At 58.4% G+C, this 19020-nt stretch carries 20 protein-coding genes; 8 read left to right on the top strand and 12 right to left on the bottom strand.

The features are described from left to right. Positions 1 to 59: 59 nt before the first annotated feature. From BMX55_RS00545 to BMX55_RS00565, 5 genes are all read left to right on the top strand, one after another. A complete protein-coding gene (locus tag BMX55_RS00545) occupies positions 60 to 395 on the top strand; it encodes a hypothetical protein (protein WP_245751180.1) in 336 nt (111 codons plus the stop codon). Positions 396 to 600: 205 nt separating this feature from the next. Beyond that, a complete protein-coding gene (locus BMX55_RS00550; RefSeq protein ID WP_245751182.1) occupies positions 601 to 1083 on the top strand; it encodes a copper chaperone PCu(A)C in 483 nt (160 codons plus the stop codon). 55 nt (positions 1084 to 1138) lie between these two features. Next, a complete protein-coding gene (locus tag BMX55_RS00555) occupies positions 1139 to 2074 on the top strand; it encodes an MbnP family copper-binding protein (protein ID WP_091451146.1) in 936 nt (311 codons plus the stop codon). Continuing rightward, entirely contained in the window at positions 2071 to 3261 is a 1191-nt protein-coding gene (locus tag BMX55_RS00560) for a methanobactin export MATE transporter MbnM (RefSeq protein WP_091451148.1), read from the top strand. Before BMX55_RS00555 ends, BMX55_RS00560 begins: the two co-directional genes overlap by 4 nt. Further along, positions 3212 to 4474, top strand: coding sequence for a hypothetical protein (locus BMX55_RS00565; RefSeq protein ID WP_091451151.1), 1263 nt, complete (start codon positions 3212 to 3214; stop codon positions 4472 to 4474). Before BMX55_RS00560 ends, BMX55_RS00565 begins: the two co-directional genes overlap by 50 nt. Positions 4475 to 4486: 12 nt before the next feature. On the opposite strand, the gene BMX55_RS00570 is transcribed toward BMX55_RS00565, so the two are convergent. Then, entirely contained in the window at positions 4487 to 5542 is a 1056-nt protein-coding gene (locus BMX55_RS00570) for a CDP-6-deoxy-delta-3,4-glucoseen reductase (RefSeq protein WP_091451152.1), read from the bottom strand. A 61-nt stretch (positions 5543 to 5603) separates the two neighbouring features. Between BMX55_RS00570 and BMX55_RS00575 the strand changes: the two genes are divergently transcribed. Then, a complete protein-coding gene (locus tag BMX55_RS00575; protein WP_091453024.1) occupies positions 5604 to 6590 on the top strand; it encodes an SDR family oxidoreductase in 987 nt (328 codons plus the stop codon). On the opposite strand, the gene BMX55_RS00580 is transcribed toward BMX55_RS00575, so the two are convergent. The 5 genes from BMX55_RS00580 to BMX55_RS00600 form a co-directional block, all read right to left on the bottom strand. Further along, positions 6527 to 7153 (bottom strand): PAS domain-containing protein, encoded by a 627-nt coding sequence (locus BMX55_RS00580; protein WP_091451153.1) that lies wholly within the window; start codon positions 7151 to 7153, stop codon positions 6527 to 6529. The two genes, BMX55_RS00575 and BMX55_RS00580, sit on opposite strands and share 64 nt — an antisense overlap. A 27-nt stretch (positions 7154 to 7180) precedes the next feature. Then, positions 7181 to 9778: a chemotaxis protein CheB gene (locus BMX55_RS00585; protein WP_245751184.1), complete on the bottom strand. Its 2598-nt coding sequence runs from the start codon at positions 9776 to 9778 to the stop codon at positions 7181 to 7183. A gap of 20 nt (positions 9779 to 9798) precedes the next feature. Continuing rightward, positions 9799 to 10029 carry a hypothetical protein gene (locus BMX55_RS00590; RefSeq protein WP_091451156.1) on the bottom strand — a complete coding sequence of 77 codons (231 nt, stop codon included), beginning with the start codon at positions 10027 to 10029 and terminating at the stop codon, positions 9799 to 9801. Between the two features lie 21 nt (positions 10030 to 10050). Continuing rightward, entirely contained in the window at positions 10051 to 10266 is a 216-nt protein-coding gene (locus BMX55_RS00595; RefSeq protein WP_091451160.1) for a prenyltransferase, read from the bottom strand. A 148-nt stretch (positions 10267 to 10414) separates the two neighbouring features. Next, positions 10415 to 10873: a hypothetical protein gene (locus BMX55_RS00600; protein ID WP_143059548.1), complete on the bottom strand. Its 459-nt coding sequence runs from the start codon at positions 10871 to 10873 to the stop codon at positions 10415 to 10417. 105 nt (positions 10874 to 10978) lie between these two features. Between BMX55_RS00600 and BMX55_RS00605 the strand changes: the two genes are divergently transcribed. After that, a complete protein-coding gene (locus BMX55_RS00605; RefSeq protein ID WP_091451165.1) occupies positions 10979 to 12706 on the top strand; it encodes an AMP-binding protein in 1728 nt (575 codons plus the stop codon). Between the two features lie 24 nt (positions 12707 to 12730). Here BMX55_RS00605 and BMX55_RS00610 read toward each other — a convergent pair whose 3' ends face one another. The 5 genes from BMX55_RS00610 to BMX55_RS00630 form a co-directional block, all read right to left on the bottom strand. Further along, the gene (locus BMX55_RS00610; RefSeq protein WP_177172781.1) at positions 12731 to 13222 is read right to left on the bottom strand and encodes a chemotaxis protein CheD; all 492 of its coding nucleotides are present in this window, start codon (positions 13220 to 13222) and stop codon (positions 12731 to 12733) included. 2 nt (positions 13223 to 13224) lie between these two features. Continuing rightward, positions 13225 to 14061 carry a CheR family methyltransferase gene (locus tag BMX55_RS00615; protein ID WP_091451172.1) on the bottom strand — a complete coding sequence of 279 codons (837 nt, stop codon included), beginning with the start codon at positions 14059 to 14061 and terminating at the stop codon, positions 13225 to 13227. Then, on the bottom strand, positions 14048 to 15568 hold the full coding sequence (locus BMX55_RS00620) for a chemotaxis protein CheW (RefSeq protein ID WP_091451175.1): 1521 nt from the start codon (positions 15566 to 15568) through the stop codon (positions 14048 to 14050). Before BMX55_RS00620 ends, BMX55_RS00615 begins: the two co-directional genes overlap by 14 nt. A 17-nt stretch (positions 15569 to 15585) precedes the next feature. After that, the gene (locus tag BMX55_RS00625) at positions 15586 to 17247 is read right to left on the bottom strand and encodes a methyl-accepting chemotaxis protein (protein WP_091451178.1); all 1662 of its coding nucleotides are present in this window, start codon (positions 17245 to 17247) and stop codon (positions 15586 to 15588) included. A gap of 250 nt (positions 17248 to 17497) precedes the next feature. Beyond that, complete coding sequence (locus BMX55_RS00630; RefSeq protein WP_091451181.1) at positions 17498 to 17773, bottom strand: hypothetical protein; 276 nt, start codon at positions 17771 to 17773, stop codon at positions 17498 to 17500. A gap of 194 nt (positions 17774 to 17967) precedes the next feature. Here BMX55_RS00630 and BMX55_RS00635 point away from each other — a divergent pair, with 194 nt between their 5' ends. Then, positions 17968 to 18174: a YjfB family protein gene (locus BMX55_RS00635; protein WP_091451184.1), complete on the top strand. Its 207-nt coding sequence runs from the start codon at positions 17968 to 17970 to the stop codon at positions 18172 to 18174. Positions 18175 to 18204: 30 nt separating this feature from the next. On the opposite strand, the gene BMX55_RS00640 is transcribed toward BMX55_RS00635, so the two are convergent. After that, complete coding sequence (locus tag BMX55_RS00640; protein ID WP_091451186.1) at positions 18205 to 19020, bottom strand: HDOD domain-containing protein; 816 nt, start codon at positions 19018 to 19020, stop codon at positions 18205 to 18207.

The raw sequence follows: 19020 nt of genomic DNA on the forward strand, positions 1-19020 counted from the left end.
TTAAATCCCTTTAGCTATTGTGGAATAATGCAATCATGTACCGATCTCGCCACATGCCCATGTTGATTCGCTGGGTACTGGCGTGCTTTGTATTGTCCTTAAGTTCTGCGATTGCGGCCCCACTCACTGGGCAGCAATCGATGGAGTTGGTTTGCTCCATGAACGCCGGCATGAAGTTGCTGGTCAAGGACAGCAACGGCGAAGTGCAGTCAAACTACACCGTGTTGGACTGCCCCCTGTGCCAAAGCCCATTGGCACCTCCCCCTCCTTTTGTACAAGTACATTCACTGCTGGATGCATCGCTGGCTTACGCCATGCAGTCTATCCCGGCAGCCCGTATTGCTGCGCTGGTGGCTCCGCCCATGCCAGCGCGCGGGCCCCCTTCCCTCTTCTGATAAGCACTTGATTTCGCATCCCCACCCCCTGCGGGTGGGGTTGTTTTTGCGTCTTTTGCATCTGTGCATTGGCCCAATCGCTGGGTGGGTGCGGGTGTGTTCTTGTCATGGATAAGCGTGCGTTAGAGGGTTGCATGGCGGCACTACCTGCCTAGGTGGCGGGCGTGGTTGGCTGCACCCGTGTTGCTGCGCAAGGATGGGTCTCATGTTCAATGGGTGGATGGTTGCTGCACGTCGTCAGGCGGTGCAGGTGCTGCTGGCAGGGGCCGCAGTGGTGGTATCAGGGCCTGTGCAGTCGCATGGTGCTACTGTGGGGGCATTGCAGGTTGAGCACCCGTATGCTGTGCCGACGGTGGTGGGCCAAACCGAAGGGGCGGTGTATTTTCGTGCCATTCGTAATACCGGGCCAGCAGCAGATCGCTTGATCGCTGCCGAAACTCCCGTGGCTCAGACGGTACGGCTGCAAGGGGATGAGTCCCCATCCAAGGCCATTGCTTTGCCTGCCCGTTCTGTACGGGTTTTGCGCCATGAGCAGGGTGCGCCACTGCTCTTGCAGGGCTTGCAGCGTCCACTGCTAGAGGGCGAGCGCTTTGTTTTGACCCTGCATTTTGAACACGCCGGTACGCGCGAGGTAGTGGTTTGGGTGCAGCAGCCCCGCGAGCCAAAACCCTCAGGCCATGCCCATTGACGCGCTGGTCTATCTATCCATGACTGTTTTTAGTCTACCTATTGCCGGAATTCGTATGTTCAAAATTTCTTCTCTTTCTTTGTCCATTGGGATGTCTGCCATTGCTGCTGCAGCGCTAACAGCTTGTGGTGGTAGTGATGATGGTGCTGCTAGTACTCGTGAGGTGGCACTGGAGTTTGTGGCCGTGGCAGGCCATACGCCTGTGCAGTGCGGCACGTTGGTTTCTGGTTTGGGTACTGGCAGTGCGCCAGCGCAGGTCAAGGATTTGCGCTTTTACATCTCCAATGTGGCACTGTTGCAGGCCAATGGAACAGAAACACCTTTGACCTTGTCGGCCAATGACAATTGGAACCTTACAGCCGGTGCGAATCAGATCACTCTGATCGACCTAGAAAATGCCACTGGTGCTTGTAGCAATGGAACTCCAGCCACCAATGCCGTGATCCGTGGCACGGTGCCTGCCGGAAATTATGTGGGCATAAAGTTGACGATGGGCGTGCCCTTTGCACTGAACCACACACTGTATTCGGATGTGACCACCGCCAAGCCACCGCTGGACATTGGTGCAATGGCTTGGTCTTGGCAGTCAGGACGCAAATTTACTAAGATTGAGCTGACCGATCCTGAGGGCGCTACGGGCAGTTGGACGGCCAAGACCTTTGCGGTGCATTTGGGTTCGACCGGCTGTGTGGGCAATCCGGCCACTGGGGAGACCGTGCAGTGCAAGGCACCTAACCGAATGGAAGCACGCCTGACGTCGTTTAATCCTGATCAGCAAAAAATCGCGCTGGATGTGCAAGCCTTGGTGGCTGGCAATGACGTCACCAAAAATCTGGGTGGGGCCGCAGGCTGTATGTCGGGCGGCACCGACCCCGAATGCGCGGGCGTTTTCCGAGCCATGGCTATTGATTGGAAGGCCGATGGCACAGGCACCGGGTTGCCAATAGCCGCTGGTGCTTCGCAGACCATTTTCCGGCCCATCGCGCGATGAGTACCGCGCAGCGCACACACAAGGCGCTGCGCTGGCTGGCGGGTGGCCTCCTATCGGGGGCTGCTGTGCTGGCTGGGTGTGGCGGCGATGGCGTATCGGTAAACGATACGGTGCAGCCATCGGCAGAGGGCTGGCAGTGGGTGCTGCCAGCGCATTTTCCGGTACCCAAGGTGCCAGAGAGCAATCCGATGAGCGAGGCCAAGGTGGATTTGGGTCGCCATCTTTTTTATGACCGGCGTTTGTCGGGCAATGGCACCCAATCGTGTGCTAGTTGCCACCAGCAAGACAAGGCATTTACCGATGGGCGGGCGCAGGGGCTGGGTTCTACCGGCGTATTGCACCCGCGCAGTCCGCAGGGGCTGGCTAATGTGGCCTACAACGCCACCCTGACTTGGGCCAACCCCTCCTTGGTGACGCTGGAAAAGCAAATGGAGGTGCCGCTGTTTGGTGAAGACCCGGTAGAGATGGGCGTGAACGACCACAACCGGGTCGAGGTGCTCGAGCGTTTGCGTGCCGAGCCAGTGTATGCCCCTAAGTTTGCAGCAGCGTTTCCGGGGGTAGCTACACCCATTGACTGGGGGCATGTGATCCAAGCCATTGCCAGCTTTCAGCGTTCATTGTTGTCGGGCAATAGCCGCTATGACCAATACCTGCAAGGTAAGGTGCAACTGTCAGACCCAGAAACGCGTGGCATGAGGCTGTTTTTTGGCGAGAAAGCCGAGTGCTTTCATTGCCATGGCAGCTTCAACTTCAACGACCAAATCGTTCATGCCGCCAGCCGAGTGGTGGAGACGCCATTTCACAACACCGGCTTGTACAACTTGGGCGGCACCGGGGCTTTTCCGGAGCATAACCGGGGGGTGTTTGAGCTGACGGCGCTGGTCAAGGATATGGGGTTTTTCCGTGCCCCCAGCCTGCGCAATGTGGAAGTGACGGCTCCATATATGCACGACGGCACCATCACTTCGCTGGAAGCGGTGTTGGACTTCTATGCCGCCGGTGGCCGCAACATCACTACGGGCCCCTATGCCGGGGATGGCCGCCAAAACCCGCACAAAAGCGAGCTGGTGGGCCTGATTGACCTGAACGCCCAAGAAAAGTCCGACATCGTTGCCTTTCTCAAGACATTGACCGACCATGAATTTCTTACCCATTCCCGCTATTCCGACCCGTGGCCGCGCCCGTAAGGTCGCTGTAGCGGCGCTGTTGGTTTGCTGCCCACTTTGGGCGGCTGCACACGGCAGCGCCGATCTGGCAGCGCCAGAGCTAGAAGAGCAGCCTGGTTTGCGCTTCGGGGCGGCGGTGGCCGTTACCTACCTTCATGCTGATGCCGTTTTGCCCTCGGCGCGCATGGATGGCTTTTTGTTGCAGGGCGATGAGGGCATCGACCGACGACGCTGGGGGCTGGAGCACGGCGTGCTAGATGCTGCTTGGCGCTGGAGCCCGCAGTGGATGGCCTATGCTGCGGTGGGTAAGCACGGTAGCGACCGGGCGCACACCGAAGCCTTCTGGGTGCAAATGCGCCAGCCCCAAGGGGATGCTACTTGGCTGCTCACGGCGGGGCGGCAGCGGCCCGCGATGGGCGCGGTGCTGGAGCGTGCCGGCCATTTTGACCGTTTTGCCCTGATGCCCTTGGCCAAACAGGCCACCTTGGGTGGCGATTGGATGGATGATGGTGTGCAACTGGGTTGGCGCGGTGCGCTGGCCCAATGGCCTGTGACGTTAGATGTTGGGCTGTGGAAGGGCGAAGTTTTTCCGGGGGCTGCGCAGGGGCCGGTGGTGCCTACGCTGCATATCGGTACGGCAGCCACGGTAGCGCAAGGCGCGCTGGCGCTGGATGGCTTTGTGGCCCATTTAGAGCCAGAAGGGCGCGGCAGCCGCACCAGCAATGTCGGGGGAGGGCACAGCCATACAGCACCGTTGTGCAATGACAGCACGCTAGGCAAGGTAGCCTGTTTTGACGGGCGTACTGATCTGGCCGCCGCCAGCGCCCGTTGGCAGGGCCATGATGTGCCGTGGGTAGTGAGCGCTGCCGGTTGGGGGCGGCGCGATCAGGGCGGGCTGGCATCGGCCAATAGCGATTCGAGTTACCGAGGCACCTCGTATGGTGGCTGGCTAGAAGCACGCTGGCAATGGCGTCCGCGTTGGGAGTGGGGCGTGCGCGCCGAACATGTGCAAGCCAGTCACTCGCTACAGGGGCCGGGAGCCGCTTTGCTGGCTACAGAAACCCGGCTCGACCGCTACCACCGCGCCCGTCGCACCGCCACTACGCTGGGCTACCAGCTACCGCAAGGGGTGGAGTTGCAACTGGAGCTGGGCCGCGAATCCGTGGCTGGGCAGCGCCAGAACTATGCCCTGTTGCGCGGTATCTGGCGCTTGGAAAAGCAGGTGCTGCCCTAAGGCAGCCCTGATTTAGCTTTGTGGGTGCTTGTCTGCCTCGCTGGTAAAGGCGTCCGCATAGAACTCCTCGGTGGGCAGATTGCGCTCTTGGGTGTAACTTTGGCGCGCCGACTCCACCACAATGGGGGCACCACAGGCATAAACTTGGTGGCCTGCCAGATCGGCAAAGTCTTCTAGCACGGCTTGGTGCACAAAGCCGGTGCGGCCTGTCCAGCCGTCTTCGGGCAGGGCATTGGACAACACCGGCACATAGCGCAGTTGCGGCATCGCGGCGGCTTGCGCTTGCACCCAAGCGTCCATATATAGGTCAGCGGGGCGGCGGCCACCCCAATACAGGCTGACGGGGCGCGTACTGCCCTTGAATTGCAATTGCTCGATCAAGGCCTTGATGGGGGCAAAGCCGGTACCTGAGGCCAACAAGATGATGGGCTTGTCGCTGTCTTCGCGCAGGTAAAAGCTGCCAAAGGGGCCTTCAATGCGCAAAATGTCTTTTTCTTTCAGGGCGCTAAACACATGGTCGGTAAAGCGGCCACCGGGCATGTGGCGAATGTGCAGTTCTACGCTGGGTGCCTGCGCTTGGGTATGCGGTGCATTGGCCATGGAATAGGCCCGGCGCGCACCATCGCGCAAAATGAACTCGATGTACTGCCCGGCATGGTAGCGGAAGGGGTCGTTGGCCGGTAGTTGCAATTGCAGTTGTATCACGTCTGGCGAGAGCTGCGTGCGGGCGCTCACGCGCACCGGCATCCGCTTGATCGGAAAGGCGCTTTCGTCAGTGACTTGGCGCGATTGCAGTACCACGTCAGATTGGGCTTGGGCGCGGCAGGTCAGTACCCAACCGGCTGCCGCTTCTTCGGCGCTCAGAGCTTTGGCTTGGTAGTCGCCATGCACTACCTCGCCATTTAGCTTTTGGCATTTGCACGAGCCACAGGCTCCGTCTTTGCAGCCGTAGGGCAGGCCCACGCCACTGCGGATGGCGGCCTCTAGGATGGTTTCGCTGGCTTGGGCAGAAAAAGTGCGGCCACTGGGTTGCACGGTAATTTGTACGCTGGCGGGTGCGGTGCTCATGGCTTGGGTATCCTTGGAAGATAAAACAGCTTACTCAGGCGAGATTTTGCCAGCCATCACCATGTCCCTTTCTGCTTTTGCTGGCTCTTGCGGGGCCTTGCCCACCCGTTTTCGGCGGCCACGTTTGCTTATTATTGGTTGTGGCGATGTTGGCCTGCGCGTGCAGCGCTTGGCTTTAGCCAGCCCCGGCGCAGCGCAGCGTGGTCGGGTTTATGCCCTGACGTCTAGCCCAGAGCGGCTGGCACTGTTGCGCGCTGCCGGTATCACCCCTTTGCAGGGTAATTTGGATCAGCCGCGCACCTTGCGCCGCTTAGCCGGTTTGGCTACCCACCTGTTGCACCTTGCACCGCCACCGGGCCAAGGCCGTGATGGCGCAGCGTTGCTGCACGATCCGCGCACGCTGGCGCTGGTGCGCAGTTTGCGCCGTGGGCGGTTGCCGCAAGCGCTGGTCTATGCCTCTACCAGTGGGGTTTATGGCGATTGCGCAGGCGCTTGGGTGCCAGAGACCCGGCCTGTGGCACCGGCCACCGCACGGGCGCAGCGGCGTGTGGCTGCTGAGGCCGTATTGCGCCAGAGTTTAGGGCGCTCTGGGGTGCGGGTGAGTATTTTGCGCGTGCCCGGCATTTATGCCCCCGACCGCGAGGGCGGCACGCCGCGTGCGCGTCTGTTGCGCGGCACGGCGGTATTGCAAGCCAGCGATGATGTGTTTACCAACCATATCCATGCGGACGATTTAGCAAGGGCTTGCCAACTAGCCCTGTGGCGCGGCGCAGCCCAGCGCATCTACCATGCCAGCGACAACACGCAACTACGCATGGGCGATTATTTTGATGGGGCTGCCGATCTGTATGGCCTGCCGCGTCCACCGCGCCTGTCACGCCGCGAGGCGCAAGTGCAACTGCCGCCCCTGCTGCTCAGTTTTATGAGCGAGTCGCGCCGCCTAGAAAATCACCGCTTACGCCATGAGTTGCGCTTGCGCCTGCGTTACCCTACCGTAGCCGAAGGGTTGCGCAGCCCATCCGGAATGGGGCTGATGACCAAAAAATAACCGCTGCCCGTTGGATCGACACTGACCGAGGCCGACATGGTGTGTAAGGTGGTGCCATCTGGCCCCAGCACGGCCAAGGCACCGGACGGTCTGCTACCGTCTTGCTGGGCGTATGCAAGCAAGTCATGCAGCACCAAGTTGCTGGCGGGGGGCAAAAAACTGTCTAACCGCTGCCCGCACAAGGCTTCACGGGTACTGCCGAGCAGTTGGACAGCGGTGGCGTTTAATTCGAGGATGCGTGCTTGAAAGTCCAACCCCAAACAGGCCACAGGGGCGGCGTCGTAGCGCTGCATTTGGCGCGCTAAAGCTGCCTCCAGTTCGGCACGGGTGTTGCGTAGCTCTTCAGCTTGCAGGTCTAGCTCTACCTGATGCACTTGGAGTTCGTGTAACAAGGCCAAGGCATCTACCGATGTGGCTGAGGAGGATGCCAGTTCGTGCAGTACCCGCAGTGCTGCCATCGCACTACCATAGGTACCACCGGGGGCTGCGGGATACGCCAGGCTAGACTGGGCGCGCTCGCGTAAAGTGGTCAGGCAATCGGGCGGGGAGGTGCTACTGGACATAATAACTTTCAAGCAAATAAAGATTGCTTAGGGCTGACTGTAGCCCTCGCGCAAGCGGAACTCCAGTTCTTTGGCCTTGGTGATGTCCACAAACGTGAGTACAGCACCTTGGATCATGTTGGTCAGAGTGCGATAGGGCATGATGCGCACTGAGAACCAGCGCCCATCGGTGGTGGCAATTTGCTTGTCGCTGCTGGCTAGGGTGCGCAAAGTGTCTTGCACATCACTGTGCAGCGCTGGGTAGTTCAGTGCGCTGGCCAGATCGCTCAGGGGGCGGCCCACGTCGCCATCGCGCAAATGAAAGATGCTGGTGGCCTGTTCTGTAAAGCGGCGCACATTCAAGTCGTTGTCTAAAAACAGCGTGGCAATGTCGGTGCTGTTGAGCAGATTTTGCATATCGCTTTGTGCCAGCGCCAAATCGTCGAGCTTGGTTTGTAGCTCGGCATTGATGGTCTGCAATTCTTCGTTCATCGATTGCGCCTCCTCTTTCGAGGTGGTTAGCTCCTCATTGGCCGATTGCAGCTCTTCATTGGCCGATTGCAGCGATTCGTTGGCTGCTTGCAAAGCCTCTTGAGAGGCTTGCATTTCTTGGCGCAGCGCCCGTATTTCTTCGCGGGCGTGTCCTAGTTCTTGCACCAAGGCAGTATCTACAGGATTGGCGGCGTTGGCTTTTTTGGCTTGTCGTCTTTTTGGCAGGGCCACTTCACGAAACACCACCATCGCCATGCCCTCTAGAGCCTTGGGTTCTTGCACGGCTTGCACCGTCAGGTGCAGGGTGCGTGTCCGGTCGTCTTCGAGGGGCAGGTCGTGTAGCTCTACCGTGCGGTGTTCTTGCAAGGCGTGGCGCAGGGCTACTGCCAGTTGGGTACGGATACCCGGTCGGGCCATGACGTGTAGATTCCAATTGGCTTTGCCTGCTGCCGGTTCAAGGTAGCGGCCCGTGCGGCCACTGATATAGAGGATGTCGCCCGCCGCATTGACTAGCACTGCCGGGGGCGAGAAAGTTTGCAGCAGCACCTGATCGGCCAAGGCTTGCAGGCTGCCGGGGTGTGTGGAAGAGGTGGACACAAGGGTCTCCGGCGCTGTTTTGCGCAGCGCTGCATGGCGATTGACAGGAAAATCGACCGCACCAGCGCTCAGGGGTTGGTCGTTGCGGCGATAGAGTCGGGATTTCACGCCCAAGGGGCTAAACAGGCGCCGGGCTGGCCCGACGGTTTCGGATGCCCCTAGCAACAAAATACCACCGGGGCGCAGGCTAAAGTGAAACAGCGGAATCAAGCGCTGTTGCAATGCAGCCTTGAAATAAATCAATAGGTTGCGGCAAGATAAAAAATCAAGCTTGGTAAAGGGCGGGTCGATAATGACGTCGTGCTGTGCAAACAGCACCATGTCACGAATGCTTTTGATAATGCGCCCGCCGTCATCTTGCGCCACAAAAAAGCGTGCTCGGCGCGCGGGTGCCATCTCAGCCAGCCATTTGGCCGGATACCAGCCTTTGCGCGCTACGGCAATGGCCTCGGCACTGAGATCAGTCGCAAAAATCTGTAAGGTTTGTGCTGCCGTGTGGGGCAGGCTATCTTGCGCCTCTTGAAACGTCATGGCCAAAGAGTAAGCCTCTTCGCCACTGGAGCAACCTACCACCCAAGCGCGCAAGGGGCTATTGCTTGGGTGTTGGGCCAATAACGGGGGCCAAGCCAAATTTTGCACATCTGACCATACGGCGGCATCTCTAAAAAAGCTGGTCACGCCGATGAGCATCTCGGCAAACAGTACATCTAGCTCACGCGGGTTGTCTGGCAAAAATGCAGCGTAGTCTGCTATAGACGAAAGGCCGTACACCGCCACGCGGCGCTCAATGCGGCGCAGCAAGGTGCTGGGCTTATACAGAGACAAGTCGTGCTTGCTGTGCTCGCGCAGCAAACGCACGATGGTATCGAGTGCCGAGGCCGCATCGTCAGGCTGCGGTTGTGTGCTGGGTGCTGTTGCTGCTGCTTGCATGATGGCTGTGATGATGCGTTGCGGCAGCTCTTGGGCCAAGGCCACGATGTTGACACACCCTGCGGCGATGGCGCTGTGCGGCATAGAGTCAAATTGTGCCGAGCTTGGCTCTTGCGCCAAGGTGAGGCCATCTTGCCCTTGAATAGCTTGCAGGCCCAGCGTGCCATCTGCACCCATGCCCGATAGCACAACCCCAATGGCCCGCTGGCGCTGTTCTTGGGCCAGCGACTGGAACAAAACATTGATGGGCAAGCGCGGGCCTCTGGCTTGCCTTGTGGGGTTCAAGTGCAAGCAACCTTGCACCAGCGTCAGCTCGCAGCCGGGGGGAATGACGTACACCGCATTGGGTGCGGGCGCTAAGCCCTGTGTGGCTTCGTGTACCGGCAGCGTCGTAACGCGCTGCAACAGGGTGCCCAGCATGGCTTTGTAGCTGGGGGCCATGTGTTGCACCACGACGTAGGCCAGCCCACTGTCGGGTGCCACATGGGAGAAAAAAAGCTCCAATGCGGCCAAACCGCCTGCCGAGGCCCCCACCCCTACGATGCGTGTCGAATGCACGACAGCAGGTGTGTTGCTGCTACGGTGGGTGTTGCTCGATACCATACGCAAGTATGCGGCATGGCGCATGGGCCGTTTTTACTGCAGGATCAATGGTCTTTTTGGGCCGATTTTTTCATGTCTTCGCCTGCTTTTTCTAGGCGTGTGCCCATGTTGACCACGGCTTCATCGACTTTCTCGCCTGCTTTTTCCATCGATTGGTCGATTTTTCGTCCGGCATTTTCAACAGGCCCAACATCGTTTTTTTGGCAAGCAGTGAGCAGGCCAACGGCGAGCACTAAGATCAGCTTGGCTGGGAGGTGAGGGTTTAATCTAGACATTTTGGTAGCCAATCGATGTAATTATTTGCCGATTTCGTGGCCGATGACGCCACCGACGGCAGCACCCCCTAGCGTGCCTATGGCTCCGCCCCCAGTCAGAATCGAGCCGCCCACGGCCCCGACGCCTACTCCGATGGCGGTGTTTTTTTCCTGTGGTGTCATACCGGAGCAGCCCGGCAGCACCAAGGCTGCAAAGATGACGGCGGTGCAGAATGCAAGTTGTTGGGTTGTTTTCATGGCTATTCCCTTGTAATGCCTCTGGGTGTTGTTGCAGCGTGAAGATGGCGCGCAATCGAACACGGGCTTGTACAGGCTAAAGCCATTGCCCAGCCGCGTCTGTCTGCTAGCGCACACAAGGCGGGCTGGGTATGTGGGTCGCCCCAGTTCAGGGCATATCGTCTGCTTTGGGCAGGTATTGGCCGGTTTTGGGGTTGTAGCGATCCGATTTGTTGCGCGGCGGACGCTCTCTGGGCGGCTCCTCATGGGGCGTCACTTTGGGTACCACCCTAGGCTGGGGCTGGTTCTGTGCTGGTGGCTGCGGCTTGGGTGGGTGTCTATCGCGGGCATCGCGGTCATCTCTGTGGTCAGGGCGCGCCCGGTAGCGCTCATCTCGGTCATCGCGATCGCGCCAGTCGTTGCGCGGGGGGTAGTAGTAGTCACGCGGACGGGGGCGCTGGTCGTAATAGCCGGGGCTGCTGCCATAGTAAGGATCGGAGTAGCGCTCACGGTAGACCGGCGTGCCATCATCATCGTAATAGGCAGGCTCTACGACGGCACAACCGGTGAGCAACGTGGCAACAACGATACTGATGGCTGCCAAGTGGAGCCGGGGTGTTCTGGGCATAGCAATCTTTCTGGGTTGGTTTTGCAACCATTTTGGCCATTTTGGTGTGTTTTGTGTCTGCACAATTTGTTTTTTTCACGTACACGAAAAGCAGGAGACAAAACCATGAGCACCTCGGTGGCACCAGACTGGAATATCGCACCACAGCACGGCTTGTCACAGGTTAAGGGGCGCACTGACGCTACCTTGTCGCAGGCCACGATTGCCCAATTTTTGGCCGATACGGTGCAGCGCTTTGCGCAGCAGGAGGCGGTCGTGTTTCGCGAGCAGGGCCTGCGTTGGAGCTGGGCGCAGTTCCAAGCAGAGGTGGACGCGCTGGCAGCAGGTTTGCTGGCGCTGGGCCTGCGCGTGGGCGACCGCGTCGGTATTTGGTCACCCAATCGGGCTGAATGGCTGGTCACGCAGTTTGCTACGGCACGCGCCGGGCTGGTGCTGGTTAACATCAATCCGGCCTATCGTGTCGCTGAATTGGAATATGCGCTCAACCTGTCGGGTTGCCGCGCCATCATCACCGCCGAGCAGCTCAAAAGCTCTAAATACCTCGAGATGCTTCAGCGCCTAGCCCCAGAGCTGGCTACTTGCGCGCCCGGCGCATTAAAGTCCAACCGCCTGCCTTCCTTGCAGATGGTGATTCGTTTGGGTGATGAGCGTACCCCCGGTATGCTCAACTACGCCGATGTGCTGGAGCAGGGCCGCACCAACGTGGATGTGGCCGCGCTAGACGCCTTGGGTGCTGGCCTGTCGTGCCACGACGCCATCAACATCCAATTTACCAGTGGCACCACCGGCAACCCCAAGGGGGCCACGCTCACGCACCACAACGTGGTGAACAACGCGCGCTTTATCGCGCAAGCGATGAACTTTTCAGAAGCAGACAGCCTGTGCATTCCGGTGCCGCTGTACCACTGCTTTGGCATGGTGTTGGCGGTATTGGCCTGTGTTTCCACCGGGGCCACGATGGTGTTTCCGGGCGAATCCTTCGAGCCGGTGGCTACCTTGCAGGCGGTCAGCGAAGAGCGCTGCACGGCGCTGCATGGCGTGCCGACCATGTTTATTGCCGAACTCGATCACCCACGCTTTGCCGAGTTTGACCTGTCGCGCTTGCGCACCGGCATCATGGCCGGATCGCCCTGCCCGATTGAGACCATGAAGCGCGTGATTGCCGAGATGCATCTGTCCGAAATCACCATTGCTTATGGCATGACCGAGACTTCGCCGGTGTCGTTCCAAAGCTCCACCACCGACCCACTGGAGCGCCGCGTCTCTACCGTGGGCCGTATCCAGCCCATGCTCGAAGCCAAGGTGGTCAATGCCGAAGGCCAAGTGGTGCCCGTGGGCGATAAAGGCGAGTTGCTGGTGCGTGGCTACTCGGTGATGCAAGGCTACTGGGGCGATGAGGAGCGCACCCGTGAGACCGTGCAGGATGGTTGGATGCACACTGGCGATTTGGCGACGATTGACGCCGAAGGCTATTGCAACATTGTGGGCCGCGCCAAAGACATGCTGATCCGGGGCGGCGAGAACGTTTACCCGCGCGAGATTGAAGAGTTTTTGTTCCGCCACCCCAAGGTGCAATCTGTGCAGGTGTTTGGTGTGCCCGATGCCAAATATGGCGAAGAAATTTGTGCCTGGATTGTGCCCAAGCCCGGCCAAACTTGCACCGAGGACGAAATCCGTGATTTTTGCCGTGACCAAATCGCCCACTACAAGGTGCCGCGCTATATCCGCATGGTGCAGGATATGCCCATGACCATCACTGGCAAGGTGCAAAAATTCGTTATGCGCGAGCAGATGATGGCAGAACTGAAACTGGTACAGGCGCAAACGGCCTGAGCTGGCGGTGGCGCTGTGCTCGCATCACCACTGTGGTGCGGGTACGTGCAGCACCTTGATTTGTGCTTTGGTGCAATCGAGTAGCATTTGGCGGGCAAAAAAACCGCCCACATCGCGTGACAGCAGGGCAATTTGCTGCTGCTGGAGCACCTGCTCTGCGGCTTGGATATTTAACTGACCTACCGCCAAATGGGCCGGAACTATCGTTTGCCGATCTTGGCGGCGCATGGTGGCGCCACCGGCCACATGGGCTTCAATCTGCGCATGGTCGCGGTCTTTGGCTTTGAGCAGGTGTAGCATCGAGAGCACCGCTTGATCTACATAGCGGCCCCCCAGTTGCTCAGGACAGTGGGGCACGGGGGCATAAGGCAATAGGCAATGGGCTAGCGCGTAGGCAGACTTTTCGCGCCAGAGCAGCGCGATGCCAATGCACGAGCCTAAGGTGGCTTTTAACACCATTGGGCTGTGACCAATCACCAGTTGACCAATCCGTACATGGACAGGAGATATGTCCATGCTCATGTGGGTGCACGCCGATAGACTTGTGGCTGGACAAACTGAAATGGCACATCCTGTCCAGTCAACGATTCGGACTCGCCGATGATGAGCTGGCCGGTATGGCGCAGCGTCGGTGCTAGCTGTTGCACCATGCGTCTGGCGTCTTCGGGGCTGAAATAAATCAACACATTGCGCAAAAAAACCAAATCAAAATGCTCTTTCCAAGGATGCTGGGGTGTCATCAGGTTGCAATGCTCAAAGCGGATGCGTTTGCGCACCGCCTTGGGCAAGGCAAATTGCTCATGGGAGGTAGTGTCGTTGTAGCGTGCAAACAGCTCGGGGTGGCTGCTGCGAAATTGCGCAACGCTGGTTCCGGTGTATTCCCCCTGCTGTGCTTGGGCCAAGACTTCGGTGCTGATGTCAGTGGCTAAGATGTCGTAGTTGAAGCGGGGGTGTTGGCGTTTGAACTCTTCGCAGCACATGGCAATGCTACAAGCCTCTTCGCCGGTAGAGGCCGCTGCCGACCAGATGCGCAGCGTGTCATGCCCTTGTGTGCAGGCGCGGGCAGGCAAAAATTGCTCTTGCATATATTGCCAGACTTTTGGGGTGCGAAAAAAGTGTGTCTGGTGGGTCGTGACCACATCAATAAACGGCTGGCGTTCGGCGGGGTTATCCTCTAAGCGATCAAGGTAGTCACTGTAGGAGTGCAGGCCCAGTTGCCGCATGCGCTGGCGCATGCGCGATTGCAACATGCTTTTTTTGCTTTCCAGCATAGAAATGCCGGTGTGGTCGTATACCAGCTTGAGCGCCCGCTGTAGCGTGGGCGTATCCATGTGGCTGGTTTCAGGCAGGTTCAAGCGCCTCTCCTGTGGCAGCTACTTGAGCCAGCACCCGGCTGATATCGAGCACCAGCAGGTGGATCGGGCGCTCGCCACTGTCGGGCACCCGCACCACCTCGCGCACGTCGTTGCGGATAGCTGGAGCCAGGGCACCGCGCAGCACCTGTGGCATTGGAAACTTGTCTTCTGGGTAGAGGTGCAATATGCTTTCGACCGAATCTACGCGCAGCCCTATCAGGGCATCAACGTGGTCTACCACCAAAATTTTGTCCTCTTCGCAGGGCAGGGGCACTGTGCCTGCCAATTGGTAAAAGTAGCGCAAATCGACCACCGTGACTAGCTTGCCGCGCAGGTTAAACATGCCGCTGATGTGGCTGGGGGCACCTGGTATGGCCAGTAGATCATGCGGGCATTGGACGATTTCGCGTACTTCACGCATCGGCAGTGCGAAGGCGGTACCGGCCTTAAACCACAGAAATGACATGCGGCTGGCGGCGCGGTGCTGCCGAACCTGTGCCGTCTGCTGGTGCGTAAACAATGCGCTGTGCTGCCCGGTGATGCGGTTGATCTCATCGAGCTCGAATACGCCTTGGGTAGCAAGCAAAAACACATGGCCCCGCGTGCCAAAGTCGATGCAACCGGCAAACATGGCGGCCCGTTGGCGCGAGAGTACGGGTACAGCCATCACCTGATCGTCAGTGTAGGTGTCGATAGAGTCCACGGTATCGACCAGTAGTCCGATATAGTTTTGTTCGATTTCCAACACAATCACCCGCTGCTCTTGGGCCTCTGGGTTATTGTTTGCTGCCGTGGTAGCCAAACCTAAGAGCCTAGCAAACTGCACTACGGGCACGATGTGCTGGCGGATGTGCAATACGCCCTCGCACAAGGGGTCTTGCACCGGAGATGGCTCAATGCCTGTGGCACGCACGATTTCATGGATACCGCCGATAGGAAACGCCATGGGTATGCCACCAGCACTAAAAGTGATAGCTTTTTTGCGTGCCCGTCGGGCTTTGGCTGCTGCATGGGCCGAGAGGGTATCTTCTGGATGCGGGATGTTGTCGAGCCGGATCAGGCGCTCCAGAGCGAGCACCCGTACCAGTGCATCACCCAGTTTGAGCACGCCAGCCACTACCTGGTGGCTCGATTGGTCTTCATAGGCAAAAAGTGTCAATTCGTCGCCGCGTGGCCGAAGCACATGGCAGGTATCGTCGCAGGTCAAGCCTAGCCGGATACCCAGGTGGTGGATGATGACCACCTTGGCCTGTGGCCCCAGAGGCCGTGGCGTGCCCAACAGGCGGTCGGTGCTTAGCAGCGGGATGATGCTGCCGCGCAGGTTGAAAATACCCAGACAAAAATCGGGTGCCAAGGGCATGGCGACGATGGTGGCAGGCAGGTGAATCACCTCCTGCACATAGCGCACATCCAAGGCGAACTCTTCTTCGCCCAGCAGAAACGAGGCGTAAACTGCGTGCACCGGGGCTGCCCCTGGTGCCAAGGTGGGGGGAGTATCGGTGCTCACTTGGTGTCCTTGGTTGTTCAGCCCTTGGCCTGAAACGCTAGGAATGCCTTATGCAGGTTTTGTGCCTCGGCGTTCAGGTCTCGGCAGGCGCTGTCAATGTTTTCGGCTGCACCAGCGGCAGTTTCGGTCTCTTCGGCAATGTGTTGCACCGAGTCACTGATCATGGTGACGGCACTGAGCTGCTCTTCTGCTGCGCTAGACACTTCGGCAATCGACTGGCCGGTCTGCCGGATGCCAGTCACGATTTTGCCAAAGGCCTCGCCCGCTTGTTTGGAAACGTCGCTGCCCTGCACAATCAGTCTGACTGAGCTGTTGATGAGCTTGGATATTTCTTTGGTGGCTTGGGCCGAACGTTCAGCCAGCTTGCGCACCTCGTCAGCAACCACAGAAAAGCCCAAACCGTGTTCTCCAGCACGGGCCGCCTCGATGGCCGCATTAAAGGCCAGCAGGTTGGTTTGGCTGGCAATCTCGCTGATCACCTTGATAATCTCCGACATATCTTCGGACGATTGGCGCAGTACCTCCATCGTTTCAATCGACTTGCTGATAGCGATAGAGCCTGATTCGGCTTCGGTTTGGGTGCTACGCGCTACGCTGTCGGTATTTTTGGCGTTTTGGGCGATGGAGTGGATGGAGGCAGTCAACTCTTCGACTGAGGCGTTCATCTCTTCTGTGGTGGCACACAGGGCCTGGGCACCAGAAGCTACAGAACCTGATTTTTTCAGGATGGCTTCGGTTTGGCTGGTCAGTTGCTCGGTTAGGGCACCAATCGACCGATCCAGTTCTGCGGCGCGGTACTTTTCTTCGGTAATGTCTTTGAGGGAGCCGGCTACGCGCAATGGGTTGCCTTGGGTATCGCGCAGCGTGGTGCCACGGGCATGAAACCAACGGTATGCGCCCGATTTGGTCTTGAGCTGGTATTCAATGTCGTAAGGAATTTTGCCGCTCTTGTCCATCAAGTGGGCGGAGAAAGCGGCAAAGGTACGATCCTTGTCATTGGGGTGCAGCAGCGAACCCCAACTGTCGAGCACATTGGGGAAATCGGATTCGTTTTGGTAACCCAGTAGTTTGCGGAATTGGTCTGACCACCAGAACGGGGTTTGTGGGCCGATGACGCCATCGGCGGGGTAGAGCATGTCCCACAGGCCCTCACTGGCACTCTGGTTCACTAGATCAAAGCGTACCAAGGCGGTTTCAAGTTCAGCTGCTTTGCGCTTTTCTTCACTGATGTCGCGCAGCGAGCCGGCTACGCGCAGTGGATGGCCCTCAGCGTCGCGCAGGGTGGTGCCTCGGGCGCGGAACCAACGGTATGCACCCGATTGGGTCTTGAGCTGGTATTCACGGTCGTAGGGGGTCTTACCACTTTTGTCGAGTAGGTGGGCTGAAAAGGCCGCAAAGGTGATGTCTTTGTCGTCCGGATGTAAGAGTGAACCCCAACTGTCGAGCACATTGGGGAAATCGGATTCGTTTTGGTAACCCAGTAGTTTGCGGAATTGGTCTGACCACCAGAACGGGGTTTGTGGGCCGATGACGCCATCGGCAGGATAGAGCATATCCCACAGGCCCTCACTGGCACTCTGGCTGATCAATTCAAAGCGTACCAGTACGGCTTCGAGTTGCTCTTGCACGTTGTGGCTTGTTGTTTCAATCACAGCTTGGGAAGTGGGCGTGTCAGTCATCGGTGCGGTCTCCTTTAATTGTTTCAATACTGAGATAAAAGTTTCTATTCGTAACAATAACCGATTTAACTCTTATGTGCCTTGCCGATGTTGGGCCATGGCTTGGACTTTGCGTGCAGAGCCAGCCGGTACACGCCAAAAAGCAAAAAGCAAAAAGAAAAAAGAAAAAAGCCACTCTGCCCATAGCGGAGTGGCTTTGTACTGGGCACTGCCCCTAGCCAAGCGATTGGCTAGAGAGGCGCCAAACAGCTTATTTGCTGGCAGGTGCTGGAGCAGCAGCAGGTGCTGCAGGGGTAGCAGAAGACTCACCAGCTGCTGGTTGAGCGGGCTTGACCTTGCGGGCAGCCTTCTTGCGGTTGTGCTTTTTCTTTTGGGCTGCGGATGTTGCCTTTTGTGCAGGAGCAGCTTGGGCCGCAGGAGCAGCTTGCGCGGCGGCGGGAGCCTCAGCCGCAGCAGGAGCCTGCGCAAACGACACAGCAGCAGTGCTCAACAAGGCAGTAGCAAAAACGGTTTTCAAGAAAGACATGGCAATATTTCCTTATCAGAAGAGTTCAATGGTGCGGCCTTTCAAAGTGAATTCCGCATGACCTCTCAATGTTTGGGGGCACGAGATCGTTGACCGGCTGAGAATTTGTTTCAAATTGATACAATTGATTGGCTGCGTTTGGGAACGATGCTTTCTACACTGAAATCTTATTCATCCACTATAGGAGTCTCGTCATGGATGTATCGCTCACCAACCAAATCGTCAGTACCGCCACCAGCATGAGTCAAGCCAAAACTGCGCAAGACGTCAATGTCAAGGTGCTCAAGAAAAGCATGGAGTTGCAAGAGTCGGCTGCTGCCACCATGCTGCAAGCCTTACCCCAACCTACCCAACTTGCCACTTCAGGTGCGCTGGGCACTAAGCTCAACACCTACGCCTAAGCGGTGTGGCCCTGCTTTGGCACGCGGGCTTTAGTCGTCATAAGGGCGGGCGTGCCAATCGATCGGGTCTTGTTGTAGCACCATATCGATGTCCAGCTCTAAAACCAGCCCGACCTCGGCAGGAAAAGTCACGGCCAGCTCTTTGTCGTTCATGTCGGCTTCGCGGGCGCGGGCGCGCCAAGCAGCCAAGTGGATGACGCCAGCCAGTGGTTCGTACACTTGGTTGATAAATGGCGCATCTTGGTAGTTGAGTGCGTCAATCACCTCTTGTGGTAACTGCCAACGCCGCGCCAGTGCGGCGCTGACCTCGCCGTAGCAATAACCCAACATGCGCAGTTCTAGCTTGCTGCGCCGGATGTCTAGGGGGGGCAGTAAGGCATTGATGGAGGGCATTTTGTCTGGATGCCCCCAGTGGATGAGCAGTTCACCCAGCCCATGCAGCAAGCCAGCGGTATAGGCGGCTACCGGGTTTTGCCGCACCGTACCAGCCAAAGAGCGTGCCAGCTTGGCGGTGTTGCGGCTATAGCGCCAAAAATGCTGCAAGTTCATGCCCGGCACCGAGCGCGACGTGGTGCCCAAAGGGGCCGTTTGTACCAGCGCACGCAAATGGGGCACATCCAGCAATGCCAGCGCTTCTGGAATGCCTGCCAACTGCCCCGACAGCCCAAAATCGGCACGATTGGCCTGTTCTAGCAGGCGTGCGGCCAGCGCGGGGTCAGTGCCAAACAGTTGATTGATGCGGCGCAGATTGGGCTCGTCGTGCGCCAGCTCGGTCATCAACAAGGCCACGGCGCGCGGCAGACTGGGCAGCGCCGGGGACATGTCGAGCAGGGACTCCATGTGCAT

Source organism: Giesbergeria anulus (assembly GCF_900111115.1).
GTDB classification, from domain to species: domain Bacteria; phylum Pseudomonadota; class Gammaproteobacteria; order Burkholderiales; family Burkholderiaceae_C; genus Simplicispira; species Simplicispira anulus.